This is a genomic window from Rhodonellum psychrophilum GCM71 = DSM 17998, from assembly GCF_000381545.1.
Lineage (GTDB): Bacteria > Bacteroidota > Bacteroidia > Cytophagales > Cyclobacteriaceae > Rhodonellum > Rhodonellum psychrophilum.
Genome location: NZ_KB906674.1, coordinates 89814 through 104757 on the forward strand (window position 1 = coordinate 89814; position 14944 = coordinate 104757).

The window sequence follows — 14944 nt, forward strand, 5'->3', positions numbered from 1 at the left end:
CTTTGTGTCCTTTGCGAAACACTTTGCGGACTCTGCGAGAAATGATTTTTTCACGAAGAGCGCAAAGTTTCACACGAAGTTCGCAGAGGTTTTTTCGAGATAACCCCCCCCCTTATTTTTTCTTTCCTATCCCATGGCGCCCTCTGTGAGCAATATTTATACCGATTCGGCTAGATTTTGCTAAACGTCTTGAAACGGGTTTTAATCTCTATTTAAAAGGCAATTTTGCCAGATCAACATTGCCTCCAGAGAGAATAATCCCGACTTTCTGGCCTGCAAAGCGCTCCTTGTTTTTCAATAAGGCCGCCAAAGGGACGGCACAACTGGGTTCGATGATGATTTTCATCCTTTCGTACACCAGCCTCATGGCGGCAATGATTTCTTCGTCGTTTACCGTGAGGATATCGTCGACATATTCCAGGATGATGTCAAAATTGATTTTCCCAAGCGAAGTCAATAGTCCATCCGCAATTGTCTTGGGGACTGTCATAGGGATCAGTTTCTTGGCTTGGAAAGAGCGGAAGGCATCGTCGGCGCCTTCTGGTTCTCCCGCGATGATTTTGGTGTCGGGAGAAATGTAGTGGGTGGTCAAAGCTGTTCCCGCCAACAATCCCCCACCGCCCACGGGAGCCATGATGGTGTCAAAGGCAATGGATTCCTCCCACATTTCCAAAGCACAAGTCGCCTGTCCTTCGATCACATCCATCGCATCATAAGGGGGGATAAAAGTGGCTCCGGTTTTTTCGACTACAGCATTTAAAGTTGTTTCCCTGGCGATCAAATTGGGTTCGCATTCGATGATTTCGCCACCGTAAGAGCGCACCGCTTTTTTCTTGATTTCCGGTGCGTTGGAAGGCATCACAATGTAGGATTTGATCCCGGCAATGGTGGCGGCGCGCGCCAAAGCTGCAGCATGGTTGCCGCTGGAATGGGTGGCAACTCCCTTGGCAAGCTGTTCCGGGCTAAGTTTCATCACGGCATTTGCGGCACCACGGGCCTTGAAAGCGCCGACTTTTTGAAAATTCTCACATTTGAAAAAAATCTGACATCCCGCCATCGCATCAATGGCCGAAGAAGTCAAAATGGGGGTTTTATGGATAAATGGCTGGATCCTTTGGTGGGCTTCCCGGATATCCTCCAGAGAAGGGGTCTTTGGTGTCGTATTCATGGGAATAAAGATAGAGGAAGGGAATCCAATAGACAAAATTTTTATCTTGCGAAAAATTTACGCGATGTCATCACTTCCCGAGACTCTGGCTCAAACGCCTTTTTATCCCATCATGGGCATTAATTTGACCGAATTGAATACCCGAAACCTGGATTTTTCCCCAAATAATCCTGAATTGGAACACCTCGATCTCAGCAATACGGCAGCCTTTGACGGCTATGTGTCTGGTTTGCTGGAGTCGGAAGGAAAGGATTTTGGAATAGGAGGCTATTTTGAGAAAAGAGCGATTTATAGGAGGAGTGCCGTTTTTGCCACCGCGGAGGAAGATTTCCGGGATATCCATCTTGGCATTGACATCTGGGGAGCTGCGGGAAGCCCTGTCTTTGCGCCCTTGGAGGGAAAAGTCCACAGTTTTCAAGACAATGCAGGCTTTGGCAATTATGGTCCGACCATCATCTTGGAGCATGCCTTGAAGGGGTTTTCTTTTTACACGCTGTATGGCCATTTGTCAAGGGCGGACATTAGGGATTTGGAAGTAGGTAAAGTGATTGCTGCTGGCAGTGAATTTTGTAGATTGGGACCGTACCCGGAAAATGGAGACTGGCCACCCCATCTGCATTTTCAGGTCATGGCGGATCTCTTGGGGATGAAGGGGGATTTTCCAGGGGTTTGTTCCCATAGGGAAATCGAAAAGTACCGCAGGATTTGCCTCGACCCCAACCTGCTGATAGGATTTCCCAAGAACTGATCAGCGAAGAAGGATTTTGGATTGGAATGGGAAAATAACATCGATCAAAACCAGCATTTTCCCCAAATAGGATTGCCGTTATTTCCCGTTTGCAAGCGTGATCAGGCGGATTCCTTCCAAGGTCAGGTTCCGGTCGACCAGGTCAAATCGGTCTTTCAGGGTGTGGAGGATGGAGGACAAACCTCCAGTTGCGATGATTTTGCTGGGGAAACCCAATTCCCCCTCGATGGCTTGCAGCATGCCCTTGACCAACCCAGTGTAGCCATAGAGAATTCCGGCTTGGATGGATTCGGTGGTATTTGTTCCCAATGCGGATTTTGGAAACTCAAGTTTTACCAGAGGAAGCTTGGCTGTATTCATGGAAAGTGCCTTGACGGCTGTATGCAATCCCGGGACGATATTGACGCCGAGAATTTCCCCATTGTCCGAAACTGCCGTGAAGGTCAAGGCGGTGCCAAAGTCCACGATGATCACGGATTTTCCGAATTTTTCATAGGCAGCGGTGACATTGCACATCAGGTCTGAACCGATTTCATTGGGATTTTTCGTGCTGACCCTAAGGTTTTTGTAACGCTTGGCATTGACCCGAAACACAGGCTTTCCCAAATAGTGCCGACAAAATTGCTCCACAATCAGGTTCACATCCGGAACCACCGAACTGAAACCAATGCGTTGGATTTGATCGGGCTTGATTTCATTTTCCAAAAAGAACAAATGCAGTTGTTTTTCGATGTGGAGCAAGGAAAGGTCAGGAGTGGTTTCGATCCGGCATTCATGGATCCAGGATTGCGATACCTCTTGGTAAAAGCCAAAGACAATATTGGAATTGCCTGCATCAATGGATAGAAACATCAGTTAGTTTTGGTTTGTAGTACAGAAAAGGACCCGCTCAAAATCAAGACAATTCTACCAAATATAAAAATTGATTTTAAGCTTTTTGAAATTTTGCCTAATTTCCGATTATGTACACATTAAGAGCAGGAAAAAAAGAGGATCTTCCACGGGTTTTGGAGCTGGTGAAAGAACTGGCCCTCTACGAAAAGGCCCCGGAGCAGGTGACGAACACAATCGAAATGATGGAAAAAGACGGTTTTGGTCCGCATCCGGTTTTTGGTTTTTTCGTTGCCCAAAAGGTGAGCACGGAAGAAATCATCGGGATTGCCATTTATTATTACCGATACAGTACCTGGAAAGGCAAAAGACTTTATCTGGAAGACATCGTCGTGACGGAATCCGAGCGGGGGCATGGTGCTGGCAAATTGCTTTTTGACCGGGTCATGAAAAAATCGTTGGAGGAAAACTGCACGGGAATGATGTGGCAGGTCTTGGATTGGAACAGTCCCGCCATCAATTTTTACAACAAATACGGCGCCGATCTAGAAGGCGGTTGGCTCAATTGCCACCTCCAATCCACCGAAATCCGAGTGTTGTTGGATTGATGCTTGATATGATTCAAAGCGGTGAAATGAATCGGGAAACAAGAGCGCTATTTGAACCGAAAGGCTTTTATAATTGGTCATTCGCGATAGAGAATCAACTGATGTTTTCTAAGGCTTGAAAATCATTGCGATTTTTATTGATAAAGGGCATTCCCAAATTTTAGATAGAAGACAGTATTGTATTTCAAACCCATTCAATTCACCATGGAAATTTCCCTAAAAAATCAAAGAATACTGGTCACCGGTGCTTCCAGAGGAATCGGCAGGGCCATCGCCGAACAGCTTTCAAGTTCAGGAGCAGAAGTGCTGATCCATTTCAATACCAACCTCGAGCAGGCCGAACAGGTTCAGAAAACGCTGTCTGGTCCTTCCCATCTGGTTCCTTGCGACCTGTCCAACTTGGAGTTGGTCAAGGGTTGGATCCCGGAATTGGTCAAGACTTATGGAAAGATCGATGCCGTGGTGAACAATGCCGGCATTGCGGTGAGCATCCCGGATACTGCCAAAACCGATGCCTGGACCGGTGCCTGGCTCAAAACCATGGACGTGAATATCAATGCCCTTGCCATTATCTGCAAGGAATTTATCGAACACGCAAGGCAAAACCAAAACGGCAGGATCATCAACATTTCCTCCAGAGCGGCTTTTCGGGGCGACACCCCGGATTATTTTGCCTACGCCGCTTCTAAGGGAGCGATCGTGAGTTATACCCGATCCATTGCCCGGTATTATGGGAAAGAAGGAATCAAGGCCTTTATCATTGCGCCGGGTTTTACCAGGACAGACATGGCCCAGGACTTTATGGACCAGTATGGTGAGGAATATGCCTTGAATGATATTGCTTTGACCGAACTTACCGAGCCGAAGGATATTTCTCCAATGGTCACCTTGCTCTGTTCCGGCATGGCCGACCATGCCACCGGGACCACCATTGATATCAATGCAGGCTCCTATGTGCATTGATTGGGATTAAAATGGAGAAAAAATCCGCTGTAATGCACCGGATTTCTAGTGCCGGATTTTATTATCCAACAGTAAAAAAGATTGAACCCTGTCCCCAATTGCTTCCCTTACCGATATGACCAAAGAAGAGTTTCGAAAAAATGCCCATCTCCTGGTGGATTGGATGGCGGATTATATGGAGGATAAAGAAAAATATCCCGTCACCCCAAATGTCCGACCCAGGGAAATTTACAATCAATTCCCAAATAATGCGCCTGAGGAAGGAGAGGCCTTTGCCGCCATTTTCAAGGATTTCGAAAAAATCATCGTCCCGGGAATGACCCACTGGCAGCACCCAAATTTCTTCGGGTATTTCCCGGCAAACAATTCGGAGCCGTCCATTTTGGCAGAGATGCTTGTGGCCACGCTTGGTGCCCAGTGCATGTCTTGGATGACCAGTCCAGCCGCCACGGAATTGGAGGAAAGGGTCTTGGATTGGCTGAGGGATGCGAAAGGAATCGACAAAAGCTGGAAAGGTGTGATTCAGGATACCGCATCTACGGCTACTCTTTCTGCGATTCTTACCGCCAGGGAAAAGGTTTCCCAATACCAGATCAACCAAAAAGGTTTTCAGGGAAATGAAAAATTTAGGATTTACAGCTCCTCACACGTGCATTCCTCCATCGACAAAGCCGTGAAAATCGCAGGGATCGGTCAAGAGAATCTGGTGACGGTCGCTGTGGATTCGGCATTTGCGATGGTTCCGGAAGCATTGGAAGCGGCCATCCTGTCGGATCTGGAAAAGGGATTCGTCCCGCTTTGCGTAGTTTCGGCTTTGGGCACGACCAGTTCAACGGCACTTGATCCGGTCGAAGCCATTTCTGACATCTGCGAAAAACATGGAATTTGGCACCATATCGATGCGGCTTATGCCGGGACGGCACTCCTGCTTCCTGAGTTTCAATGGATGATCAAAGGCCATGAAAAAGCGGACAGCTATGTTTTCAATCCCCACAAATGGATGTTTACCAATTTTGACTGTACGGTACTATATGTCAAGGAACCGCAGTATCTGGTCAACACTTTTTCGATGACCCCGGAATACCTCAAAACCCAATTGGATGCTGAGGTGAATAATTACCGGGATTGGGGAATTCAACTGGGGAGACGATTCAGGGCCTTGAAGCTCTGGTTTGTCATCAGAACCTACGGTATGGAAGGAATAAGGGAAAAAATCAGAAAGCACAACCAATTGGCCCAACTTGCGAAATCATGGATCGAAGAGCACCCAGAAATGGAGATTTTAGCGCCCGTTCCTTTGAATACCATTTGCTTTAGGTATGTGGATTCTTCGAAAACGACCGAAGCCCTCAATCTCACAAATGAAGCATGGATGCAGTCCGTCAACCAAACAGGGAGAGCTTTTTTTACCCACACCAAATTGGATGGGAAATTCGTTATCCGTTGGGTAATAGCACAGACGGATGTCGAGGAAAAACATATCGTGGAAGCTTGGGGTTTATTGTTAGAGAAGCTGGAGGCATTCCATAGAAGTTAAATCTGGAAGACTGCTTATCCCCTTTCGCTTCTGTAGACATGAACTCAAAAAATGCCAAAGTCGAGCAATGATACCCTTTCCCCTGAAATTATCAAAATCCTGAAAATATTTGGGTTTGGCTCATTGCTTTTGGTTTTTTTACTTTCCTTTTTCAACGAAAGAAGGGCGGACAATACAGGAGAAGGTACGACGGTGATGCGGATGACCGCTCCCGACCACTTGTATTTCAAAAATGTAAGGGCCGCTTACTACGATCGAGAAGGTAGGGAAGACGCCAAAATGACTATCTACCGATTTGGGAAAAGGGTTCAGGAAGCAGAAACTCCCTTGCTCAATTTATCGATTTTAGTCAATACACTAAAGGACGAGGCGTATATCTATATTGAGCCAACTCCGGAGGAGTTTCCCATCAAGATCAGATGGACTGCGAAAGATGGGAGCCAATCCGGTGAATTGAATTTTGACAATGGGGATAAATTTGCCCATTTTGCATTTGTGGAGGAATTGTATCCCTTGGTTTTGGCGAATCATGATTTTGAATGGTGGATTGGAGCGGAATGGAAGCCAATTCTTCAGGATGAGAAGGAAAGGGACGCCATTCGGATCACCTGCGTGGATTACTTTAAATTGATCAATAAACCAAAATAAACCCAAATGGAACTTCGAAGGATCGACAACCTGTGGAAGTTTCTAGGAATCAAAAACAACCTTCCTGTGATCCATTCCCTTGAGGATGGCATCAATTACAGATTCGTGAAGGGAGGCCTGGAACTTGTCCACCACTTTAACCCGAAATTTTTGCATCATTCCTCACTCAGATTGGAGGAGCGGGGTTTTCAGGAAAATCTGAGTTGCCACCATTATACGGCCAGCAAACTCCGGTTTGGGTTCAAGCCAAAGATTGCCTCTCCCGCGTCCAAAGTGATTTTCTTCCCAAAAGAACTGTTGTCACTCCATTCCAAGTTTGACTTGGAGATCCACAAGGACCGAAACGGGCATTTCAAGGTGGTCATTTCGCCTTTCAGTCCAAAAAACATCTATGAAATTCTCGATGCAGCCAACCTGATCAGCAGGAATCTTTGGAAGAAGAATTTCTTTGCGGAAGGGATCAGGAATTGAAATTAAAGTTCAGATTTTCTTACTTGCGCTTGTCAGGGTTGGCTTTTGCAATCTTGGACCCCGAAGGCTGGTTGATTTTTTTCCGGTGATTTATCAAGGAAAAAACCCACACAGGTATTTTTATTCTTGAAATCGACAGTAGTGGAGGCTTCACCGATGTTGGTTGCGATTGCTTTGAACTGGATAATAGACAATTTATCCTCCTTGGTAAAGGAACTGTAGAGGATTTTTATATCTATTCCTGCCAATTTTGCCTCCTCAATTTTTGCAAACATTTCTGACTTGGTGGTTTGGCCGTCAAAGGTCACCTCATATTTGTCATTGGAGCTCAATAACAGAGAATTCAGAACCAAGATCAAGGTGATTAGGGTTTTCATTTGAGTTGATATTTAACGATTACAGGATTTAAATTTTTTTGCACGTGTTGGTATATTTTTTTGACATTAGAATCGGCACCATGCGAAAGAATGATATTTTTATCCATGGCCTCAAAACTGCTCTCCTTAAAAATACCATAGAGATTATTTTTTCTGGACAATTGAGGCCAAGGAATCATGTTTTCACTTTCCAGGACTTTGAGGGGATTGAATAAATATGTTTTACTTTTCATTTTGTCAAACAACAGGCCCATGGGAATATTTTTATCATAATATACCGCCATAAAATAGGAATCAGTTTCAAGAGGTGTATTTAATCCCCATTTGAATTGATCCATCAGAATAGGTGAAAATGGGGCGATAATGGCTTCAGGAAAGGCTGATTTGTCAAATCTATTCTTGTCAAAATCCACCAGGTATCTGACCTTTTTAGCCGAACCGGTAATTTCATAGATGGTGTCGTTGAGAAACTCAGAATACAAAAAACCATTTTCGGAATGCTGGATATTTCCAAACATTGCATGGTGGTGTCTTGCTTTCCCAACAATAATTTCAAAAGGGTCGAATGTGTTGATAATCCGAAAATCCTTGTCCAAAATGAAGGTATTGTAAAAAAGAGAATCACTTTGTTGGTCATAAGCCATTCCATTTGAGTAACACAGGATTTCGTTTGCCTCACTTCTATGGATTTGGGCTGCTTGGAAGGGCAATTTATGATGACTTGAATAGCTAAAGTCCTGGTTCAGTGTAATAAGGTTACTTTTTTTATCAAGAATAATGAGTTTTTGATTTTCGTCCACAATAAAATCCGAGATGGCACCAGAGAAGTAATTCTCAGCTTCTATTTTAGGGATGTTTTTTATGAAATTTCCCTTGGGATCAAAAACTAGGATGTTTTTCTGGGATCGATTGTCGGAGTTCAATACATAAATGAAATTTGGGGTTACTTCCAATTTAGAAATAATTTGAGTCAAACTTTCTTCACCTCCATACATCAAGGGAATGTATTCGATTTCCGTCACAAAATCATAGAGGTTAAAACCATTCTCTTCGGCATCAAATACCTTGACCACGAAGGATGCTGTTTCATTTTCAAGCTTTGGCGTTTGGCAAGCAACTAAAAATGGTAGGTACAGGAGGAGGAGTATATATTTCATCAAATTTGGAGGCTAAAAATCAGATGATTTTCAAAAATTTTCATAATAATTATTTTTTATGGTTTCGCTATTGAGCTTTTCGGATGCCGCTTTAACCTTTGATTAGCGCTATCATTTAGTTTTCCAATTCTAAAAAAAAAAAACTATTTTCAAAACTTTAGTTAAAAAAAACTAAAAATTTATCAAAGAGCCTTATGTAAATTCTATGGGAAGAAATTTCAATCGTAAATCAGAACAACCTTCATAATAAATTAGGCTGTCTTAAGTATTTTCTGTTGACATAAAGAAATCTTCGTCCATAAACAACAAAGCCGTGGGATCATTTCCCACGGCTTTATTATTTCAACCCGTCTTATGCATATTTCAGGTTTAAAAAAGGAATTTTATCCCCGCCAGAAAATTGGTCCCTGCCTGTGGATAATAGAAATTTTCCGTCACCAGTTCCCTGCCACTTTGGCCTTCATTGGGGACGAAATAGCTGAAGGTATAGCCATTGGATTCGTAAAGTCTATTGAAAATATTGTTGACCAACAAAGTGACTTCCATGTTTTTCACAAACCGTGGCCTAAGGGCATAATTGAACCTAAGGTCACCTGTCCAATAGGCATCCAGTTTCCGGTTGGCATCCTGGGTATTGTCTAGAAATTGTTCGCTAACGTATTTGTAGAGAAAACTGATTTCCAAATCCTTTATGGGTTTGAAATCGATAATGGCCGCTCCGATCATATTCGGTGAAAAGGCGATGTCCACATCTGAATATTGGATTTCTTCCTGCCTGAAGTCAGCCGCCGCATAATCATCGATGTACTCGGTGAATGCCGCAATTTTGTTTCTGCTGAAGGCAATATTCCCGCCAAGGGTCCACTTCGAATTCAGACGATAAGCGCCATCCAACTCAATTCCTGCCCGATACGAATTGGCGACATTTTCCCGGATATAAGATCCAACATCATTCAACTGGCCCGTCAACACCAATTGGTCCTTATATTTCATGTAATAAAAATTGGCATTGTAGGTAAACCGCTCCTTTTGGGCACGGATACCGAATTCAATGTTCTGAAGATTTTCAGGTCTTGGCGTTTCGGTCAAGGGACTGTCCGTGAAATCCCTTCTTACAGGTTCCCGGTTGGCGACGGCATACGATGCATACCAGGTAGCACCATTTGAAGCTTCGTAGGAAAACCCGAATTTTGGATTGAAGAACCGAAATTCCTGTACCCCGGAGATGTCCCTAAGGTCATTGTTGATTCCGGTAAAGCGATAATCGATGCCCCGAAATTGGAGATCGGCAAAGAGGAACAGTCTTTCTCGGGCTTCGAAAGTGCCTTTTGCATAAATGTTCCGGTCATCTTTCACAGCAGTGTTGTCGTAGTACCGATCCCTGATCTGGGTGGATCCACTGGTGCCCATCCAGATGATTTCCCCGAAGTGGTCACCATCGTAGCGATTGGCACCACCGCCAAGTAGGACATCCCATTTTCCATCATCGGATAAATAATTAAAGGAGAATACTCCTCCAAAGAAATCATTGTCCAGCCATCTTCTCCTGATGATATCGGTTCTTGCAATGCTGGTTTCACCGATGACGATCGGTGCCAATCCATATCTAGTCAGGCGATCGTTTTTCCGGAATTGTTCATAATATCCCCTTCCGTAGGTATAATGGAGTGCGGCATTGGCCTTCCAGTTGTTGCCAAATTTACCTGCGTAGATGAATTGATAGTGGTCTTGCTGGTAATTGTCGGTTTGGTTGTCGTAGGTGTAAAGGTTGAAAGTCCTGTTGGTTTCCAATAGATTTTCAGGAACGCCTTCCCAAGCCTGGTAGGTTTTTTCTGCACCGGAAAAAACGTTTAACTTAAAGACATGGTTTTCGCCATAATACCCTCCTGAAACAAAGTAGGATTTCAGGTCAGATGATGCACGGTCAATATATCCGTCGGAACTGATCCGGGAAAGCCTTGCATCCACTGCCCATTTGTTATTCAATAGTCCCGTTCCGGCCTTAACAGTATGTCTTCTGGTGTTGAAAGAGCCAAAGGAATTGTCCACTTCGGCATAAGCTTCGTCTCGGCGGGTATCAGTTTGAATATTGAGACTTGCCCCGAAGGTGGCCGCACCATTGGTAGAAGTGCCCACTCCCCTTTGGATTTGGATATTGTCCACAGAGGAGGCAAAATCGGGCATGTTTACCCAAAATACCCCGTGTGATTCCGCATCGTTCATCGGGATTCCGTTGACGGTGACATTGATCCGGGATTGATCGGAGCCACGGATCCTGAGTCCGGTATAGCCTACCCCAGCTCCTGCATCTGAGAAACTCACCACAGAAGGCGTAAAATTGAGGAGCATCGGGAGATCCTGTCCCAAATTCAATTTGCTGATGTCCTCTTTGCTGACGTTTTTAAAGGTAGTAGGCGTGGTTTCGGAAGCTCTGGTGGCATAGACGATGAATTCCTCCGTGTATAGGTTTGTCGGAACCAAGCCGATTTCCAATGTTTCGGACAAGGGCATTTCGATTTTCTGGGAAAAACTCTCAAAACCGATAAAGGATGCTTTTAGGGAATAGGATCCTTCCGGGACGTTTTTGATTTCAAACTTTCCCTCTCGGTCTGAGGTGGTTCCTCTTCCGGTGCCTTCCAGAAATACATTGGCACCGACCAATACTTCTCCAGTGGCGGAATCCTTGATACTTCCGCTCACTTTGGTTTGAGCATATACAGCCACAAACCCCACCAGCCAAATGGCCAATGTCGTTGTCAATTTTTTCATGGTATTGATAAGATATTTACCGCTATTGCGGTGTGGTTAAACTTGGGGAAATCAAGGGGGATTTCCTTTTTATGTTTACCCTTGACCTATACAAAAATCACCGGCACAAAAAATGAAGGCACACGGATCAAGGGGATTTTCCTCCCTTCAATGCTTTCTTCTTCGTGACAATTATTCTGTATTGGTTACTCATTTCCCTTCGCCGGCATTACCTGGATCAGGTATTATGGGTATGATCTCAGCCCGTTTTTTTTAAGGCACCCCTAATGATCTAAGCCACGAATGTACTATGTCCTGCCCATTATTGCAAAAAAAAATCTTTTTAATCCATCCTTTTTAATCCTTGATGAATTGAGAGAACGCAAACTTTGGTGGGGAAATAAAAACCTTTTCTAAGGGGCAAAAAAATAAACCCCATCGGGAGCTTACTTTTTTTTTAATATTGATTTCATCCGTGAATGGATTTTGGCTTGATTTCTATTTATGTCCAAGGGCTTTCAAATGGTGCACATGTGAGGCAAAAGCCCATCTCATTTTTTCATGTTCCAAATAGGGGATGTTGTATTCCCGACAGGTTTCCTTGATGATTTTGCTGATGGCAGGATAATGGATGTGGGATACATTTGGAAACAAATGGTGTTCAATCTGAAAGTTCAAACCGCCGATCATCCAAGAAAGGACTTTATTTTTCGTGGCAAAATTTGAAGTTGTCTTCAATTGATGGACTGCCCAGTCGTCCTCAAGCTTATTCGTTACCTTATCAGGAAGTGGAAAAGAGGCTTCTTCCACCGAATGCGCAAGTTGGAATACCGTACTCAGGAAAATGCCTGTGGAAAAACCAAAAATAAGGAAGCCGATCAACCATGGAATGACCCCCACAAAATAGATCGGGATAAAGATGAACAAGATCAAGTGGGTCAATTTAAAGCTCCAGAAGGAAACATGGTCTTTCCAAGTCATTTTTTGGATCGGCATGATCCCCACTTTTTGAGTGACATATTTTTTGTAATCCGTGACAAAAACCCAGTAGAGGTACAATAAAGAATACACAAAAAGGAAATAGTAATGCTGGTATTTGTGGATTTTAAGGTGCTTTTGGTTTGGGCAAAGTCTCAAAAAAGGCCTTGCATTCATGTCGTCATCGACCTCATCGATGTTGGTGAAGGAATGGTGGACGACATTGTGCTTCGTTTTCCACATAAAAACATTCGCGCCAAGGAAATTGATGGAAACGCCTGCGAGTTCATTGATCCAGCCCTTTTTGCTAAAGCTTCCATGGGCGCCATCGTGCATGACATTGAAGCCAATTCCAGATGCGAGTCCTCCCAACAGGATACACTCCAATACGGCCAAAGTCCAATGGGGAGTGAAGAAAACCAGGTGCGCATATACCGCAATATAAGCAACGACCAAAATGATCGCTTTCAAATATAAGCCGGAGTCGCCTGTAGGTTTTGTTCCTGATTCAGAGAAATAGTTTTTTATTCGGGTTTTAAGATCTGCATGGAAAGTAGTAGCAGTATTGAATCTTGGGATTGCCATTTGATATTTATGGAATGGTGTAAATTTTTTGGACCAACAGCTGGGTGACTGAAAGCACTTGAACAAATATAAGGAATTTAGGATTTGAATCGTTCAAAATAAATCATTGAAATGGAGGAATAAGTGGAAGATGTGTCATTCTATCAAATTGACATGTAGCAAATTAACATCTTTTAAGACAGAAGGTTTTGTATTTTTTCCAGAGCGAGTGCAAATCTTTTTTCGGGAGGTCCCGATACCACAGCAAATGGGGTTTTTGAGGCTTCAATTTTTTGAAAATAGAGATTGAAAAAGTATTCTCGCATTTTCGGTTCGGGATGTTCCCTTTGGGGATCATCCTGCCAAGGGATGTCAATGTCGGTCAGAAGAATAAAATCATATTCCCTTTTTTGGAGAGTTTCGAGAATCCATTGATCGGTTTTCCCGAATTTGTGTTGGCTCCAAACCTCAATCACCAAGAGGTTGGTGTCGCAAAACAGAAAGTTTTCTGCTCTGGATTCCATCTCTTTTTCCAAGGCGATCTGTCCTTTGGCGATTTCCAAGAGGTCGGGATAGTCGTATGGCCGATCCAAGCTTTCCAGATATTCCCTTGCGTATTCCCTTACCCAAGGCGCTGAGAAATGTGCCGCCAAAGATTGGGTCAAGGTGCTTTTGCCCGTGGATTCGGGGCCAAGGATTACGATTTTTTTAAGTGGTTTCTCCATCGGTTTTGGTTGCTTTGATCCAACTCACCAAACCAATGATGGCCAGAACGGTAAAAAACAAAAATTGGAAGGAGGTCAGCAGCAATCCTTTGTAAAGATACAGTGGGACCGAAGCGATGTCCGTAATGATCCAAGCAATCCAGTTTTCCACTTTCTTTTTGGCCATCAGCCACATGCCCACAAAGGCCGTAGAGGTGGTGAAGGAATCCCAATAGGGCACATCACTGTCCGTGAAATTGGCCAAAACCAAATAGAGAAGCAGATAGGATCCCAATAACAGCAGCACCGAACGGATGATGCCGCCCTTGTCCAGCCAGGTGACCTTCAGTTCCTCCTTTCCATTCTGCGGTCTGCTCCAGAGATACCATCCATAAATGGACATCCCGAAATAGTAGGCATTGATGCCCATATCCGCATACAGTTTGAATTTTAGGCAAATATATACGTAGATCAATGTGCTGATCATCCCGGTAGGGAATACAAGGATTTTCTTCTTGATGGAATAAAATACGCTGGAGATTCCAAAAAAAACAGCCACTCCTTCCAACCAGGTCATTTGGGCCAAACCTGCTTTCAATTCTTCTATAATCCATTGCCAATCCATGTGGCGAATTAAAGCGATTTTTTTTGAATTATCTTGGTTGTTCTGGAATGAAAAAATAGTTTTTGGGTAATATTTTCAGGAGAAAATTCATTTAGGCTGTTTTTAAAACAAAAATACCCGACACTTTGGCCGGGTATTTTTTTCCAAGTTCAGAATATTGGACTTAGTTTTTATCCTCTATAAATTGTCTTTGAATCTCATCTTCTTCGAGTGATTTTTTATCCGAATTTTCATTTTCCTCTTTGAAAAAACGTCCCTGGAAAATCAGGATGATGGCCACACCGACGAAAATGGAAGCATCCGCAATGTTGAAAATTGGCCAAAGGGCAGTGTAACTTCCACCCCAAATCGGGATCCATTCGGGGATAAAACCCTCCCAAATATCAATGTAAAACATATCGATTACTTGCCCATGAAACCAAGGTGTGGGCGCATTGTAGGGTGCATTGTTCAACCAAACTCCGTAAAAGACACTGTCGATCAGGTTGCCGATGGCACCACCGAGAATCATCGAGATACAAAAGATATATCCGGAATGGACCCTTTTTTTGATCAGATAATACAGATAATATCCGATCCCGAACATGGCAATCAACCTGAATGAGGTCAGAATCATTTTTCCGTATTCAGACCCCAACTGCATCCCGAAGGCCATGCCAGGGTTGGTCGTATAGTGCAATTTGAACCAGTCACCAAAGACCTTGATCTGCCCCGGAGTGCCGAAATCCATCTCATAATGGACCAACATCTTCACCGCTTGGTCAATGATAATGATGAGTAAGGAAATACCAAAATATTTTAAATACCTCATGTGTTG

General features: G+C 43.8%; 15 protein-coding genes and 1 riboswitch. Of the genes, 6 read left to right on the forward strand and 9 right to left on the reverse strand.

The genetic code is table 11. The annotated features are described in order from the left end of the window. Positions 1–208: 208 nt before the first annotated feature. Positions 209–1168 carry a pyridoxal-phosphate dependent enzyme gene (locus tag F824_RS0103445; RefSeq protein WP_019596461.1) on the reverse strand — a complete coding sequence of 320 codons (960 nt, stop codon included), beginning with the start codon at positions 1166–1168 and terminating at the stop codon, positions 209–211. Positions 1169–1232: 64 nt separating this feature from the next. On the opposite strand from F824_RS0103445, the gene F824_RS0103450 reads away from it, so the two are divergent. Beyond that, on the forward strand, positions 1233–1916 hold the full coding sequence (locus F824_RS0103450; RefSeq protein WP_033405107.1) for a peptidoglycan DD-metalloendopeptidase family protein: 684 nt from the start codon (positions 1233–1235) through the stop codon (positions 1914–1916). A 78-nt stretch (positions 1917–1994) separates the two neighbouring features. Here the strand turns inward: F824_RS0103450 and F824_RS0103455 are convergent, their stop codons facing one another. Next, positions 1995–2768: a type III pantothenate kinase gene (locus F824_RS0103455; protein ID WP_019596463.1), complete on the reverse strand. Its 774-nt coding sequence runs from the start codon at positions 2766–2768 to the stop codon at positions 1995–1997. 110 nt (positions 2769–2878) lie between these two features. Here F824_RS0103455 and F824_RS0103460 point away from each other — a divergent pair, with 110 nt between their 5' ends. The 5 genes from F824_RS0103460 (at position 2879) to F824_RS0103485 (ending at position 6974) form a co-directional block, all read left to right on the forward strand. Beyond that, positions 2879–3355 (forward strand): GNAT family N-acetyltransferase, encoded by a 477-nt coding sequence (locus F824_RS0103460; RefSeq protein ID WP_019596464.1) that lies wholly within the window; start codon positions 2879–2881, stop codon positions 3353–3355. 204 nt (positions 3356–3559) lie between these two features. Further along, positions 3560–4318: an SDR family NAD(P)-dependent oxidoreductase gene (locus tag F824_RS0103470; protein WP_026333469.1), complete on the forward strand. Its 759-nt coding sequence runs from the start codon at positions 3560–3562 to the stop codon at positions 4316–4318. A gap of 115 nt (positions 4319–4433) precedes the next feature. Beyond that, the gene (locus tag F824_RS0103475; RefSeq protein ID WP_019596467.1) at positions 4434–5855 is read left to right on the forward strand and encodes a pyridoxal phosphate-dependent decarboxylase family protein; all 1422 of its coding nucleotides are present in this window, start codon (positions 4434–4436) and stop codon (positions 5853–5855) included. A 51-nt stretch (positions 5856–5906) separates the two neighbouring features. Beyond that, positions 5907–6503 (forward strand): hypothetical protein, encoded by a 597-nt coding sequence (locus tag F824_RS0103480; RefSeq protein WP_019596468.1) that lies wholly within the window; start codon positions 5907–5909, stop codon positions 6501–6503. A gap of 6 nt (positions 6504–6509) precedes the next feature. After that, positions 6510–6974: a hypothetical protein gene (locus F824_RS0103485; protein WP_019596469.1), complete on the forward strand. Its 465-nt coding sequence runs from the start codon at positions 6510–6512 to the stop codon at positions 6972–6974. A 32-nt stretch (positions 6975–7006) separates the two neighbouring features. Here the strand turns inward: F824_RS0103485 and F824_RS0103490 are convergent, their stop codons facing one another. From F824_RS0103490 to F824_RS0103530, 7 genes are all read right to left on the reverse strand, one after another. Next, positions 7007–7351 (reverse strand): hypothetical protein, encoded by a 345-nt coding sequence (locus tag F824_RS0103490; RefSeq protein WP_019596470.1) that lies wholly within the window; start codon positions 7349–7351, stop codon positions 7007–7009. Further along, positions 7348–8508 carry a 6-bladed beta-propeller gene (locus F824_RS0103495; protein ID WP_019596471.1) on the reverse strand — a complete coding sequence of 387 codons (1161 nt, stop codon included), beginning with the start codon at positions 8506–8508 and terminating at the stop codon, positions 7348–7350. Before F824_RS0103495 ends, F824_RS0103490 begins: the two co-directional genes overlap by 4 nt. Positions 8509–8877: 369 nt before the next feature. Next, positions 8878–11277, reverse strand: coding sequence for a TonB-dependent receptor (locus F824_RS0103500; protein WP_019596472.1), 2400 nt, complete (start codon positions 11275–11277; stop codon positions 8878–8880). A 177-nt stretch (positions 11278–11454) separates the two neighbouring features. After that, positions 11455–11552, reverse strand: a riboswitch (TPP riboswitch). A 202-nt stretch (positions 11553–11754) separates the two neighbouring features. Further along, positions 11755–12819, reverse strand: coding sequence for a fatty acid desaturase family protein (locus F824_RS0103515; RefSeq protein ID WP_019596475.1), 1065 nt, complete (start codon positions 12817–12819; stop codon positions 11755–11757). Positions 12820–12992: 173 nt separating this feature from the next. Continuing rightward, positions 12993–13523, reverse strand: coding sequence for an AAA family ATPase (locus F824_RS0103520; protein WP_019596476.1), 531 nt, complete (start codon positions 13521–13523; stop codon positions 12993–12995). Further along, positions 13507–14127, reverse strand: a complete 621-nt coding sequence (pnuC, locus tag F824_RS0103525) for a nicotinamide riboside transporter PnuC (RefSeq protein WP_019596477.1) — start codon at positions 14125–14127, stop codon at positions 13507–13509. The genes F824_RS0103520 and pnuC overlap by 17 nt, the downstream gene beginning before the upstream one ends. 163 nt (positions 14128–14290) lie before the next feature. Next, positions 14291–14938, reverse strand: coding sequence for a lipoprotein signal peptidase (locus tag F824_RS0103530; RefSeq protein ID WP_019596478.1), 648 nt, complete (start codon positions 14936–14938; stop codon positions 14291–14293). Positions 14939–14944 lie beyond the last annotated feature (6 nt).

Excerpts from the sequence above, each read along its gene's own strand:
- F824_RS0103445 (WP_019596461.1), bottom strand. The coding sequence starts at position 1,168 with ATGAATACGACACCAAAGACCCCTTCTCTGGAGGATATCCGGGAAGCC.
- F824_RS0103450 (WP_033405107.1), top strand. The coding sequence starts at position 1,233 with ATGTCATCACTTCCCGAGACTCTGGCTCAAACGCCTTTTTATCCCATC.
- F824_RS0103455 (WP_019596463.1), bottom strand. The coding sequence starts at position 2,768 with ATGTTTCTATCCATTGATGCAGGCAATTCCAATATTGTCTTTGGCTTT.
- F824_RS0103460 (WP_019596464.1), top strand. The coding sequence starts at position 2,879 with ATGTACACATTAAGAGCAGGAAAAAAAGAGGATCTTCCACGGGTTTTG.
- F824_RS0103470 (WP_026333469.1), top strand. The coding sequence starts at position 3,560 with ATGGAAATTTCCCTAAAAAATCAAAGAATACTGGTCACCGGTGCTTCC.
- F824_RS0103475 (WP_019596467.1), top strand. The coding sequence starts at position 4,434 with ATGACCAAAGAAGAGTTTCGAAAAAATGCCCATCTCCTGGTGGATTGG.
- F824_RS0103480 (WP_019596468.1), top strand. The coding sequence starts at position 5,907 with ATGCCAAAGTCGAGCAATGATACCCTTTCCCCTGAAATTATCAAAATC.
- F824_RS0103485 (WP_019596469.1), top strand. The coding sequence starts at position 6,510 with ATGGAACTTCGAAGGATCGACAACCTGTGGAAGTTTCTAGGAATCAAA.
- F824_RS0103490 (WP_019596470.1), bottom strand. The coding sequence starts at position 7,351 with ATGAAAACCCTAATCACCTTGATCTTGGTTCTGAATTCTCTGTTATTG.
- F824_RS0103495 (WP_019596471.1), bottom strand. The coding sequence starts at position 8,508 with ATGAAATATATACTCCTCCTCCTGTACCTACCATTTTTAGTTGCTTGC.
- F824_RS0103500 (WP_019596472.1), bottom strand. The coding sequence starts at position 11,277 with ATGAAAAAATTGACAACGACATTGGCCATTTGGCTGGTGGGGTTTGTG.
- F824_RS0103515 (WP_019596475.1), bottom strand. The coding sequence starts at position 12,819 with ATGGCAATCCCAAGATTCAATACTGCTACTACTTTCCATGCAGATCTT.
- F824_RS0103520 (WP_019596476.1), bottom strand. The coding sequence starts at position 13,523 with ATGGAGAAACCACTTAAAAAAATCGTAATCCTTGGCCCCGAATCCACG.
- pnuC (WP_019596477.1), bottom strand. The coding sequence starts at position 14,127 with ATGGATTGGCAATGGATTATAGAAGAATTGAAAGCAGGTTTGGCCCAA.
- F824_RS0103530 (WP_019596478.1), bottom strand. The coding sequence starts at position 14,938 with ATGAGGTATTTAAAATATTTTGGTATTTCCTTACTCATCATTATCATT.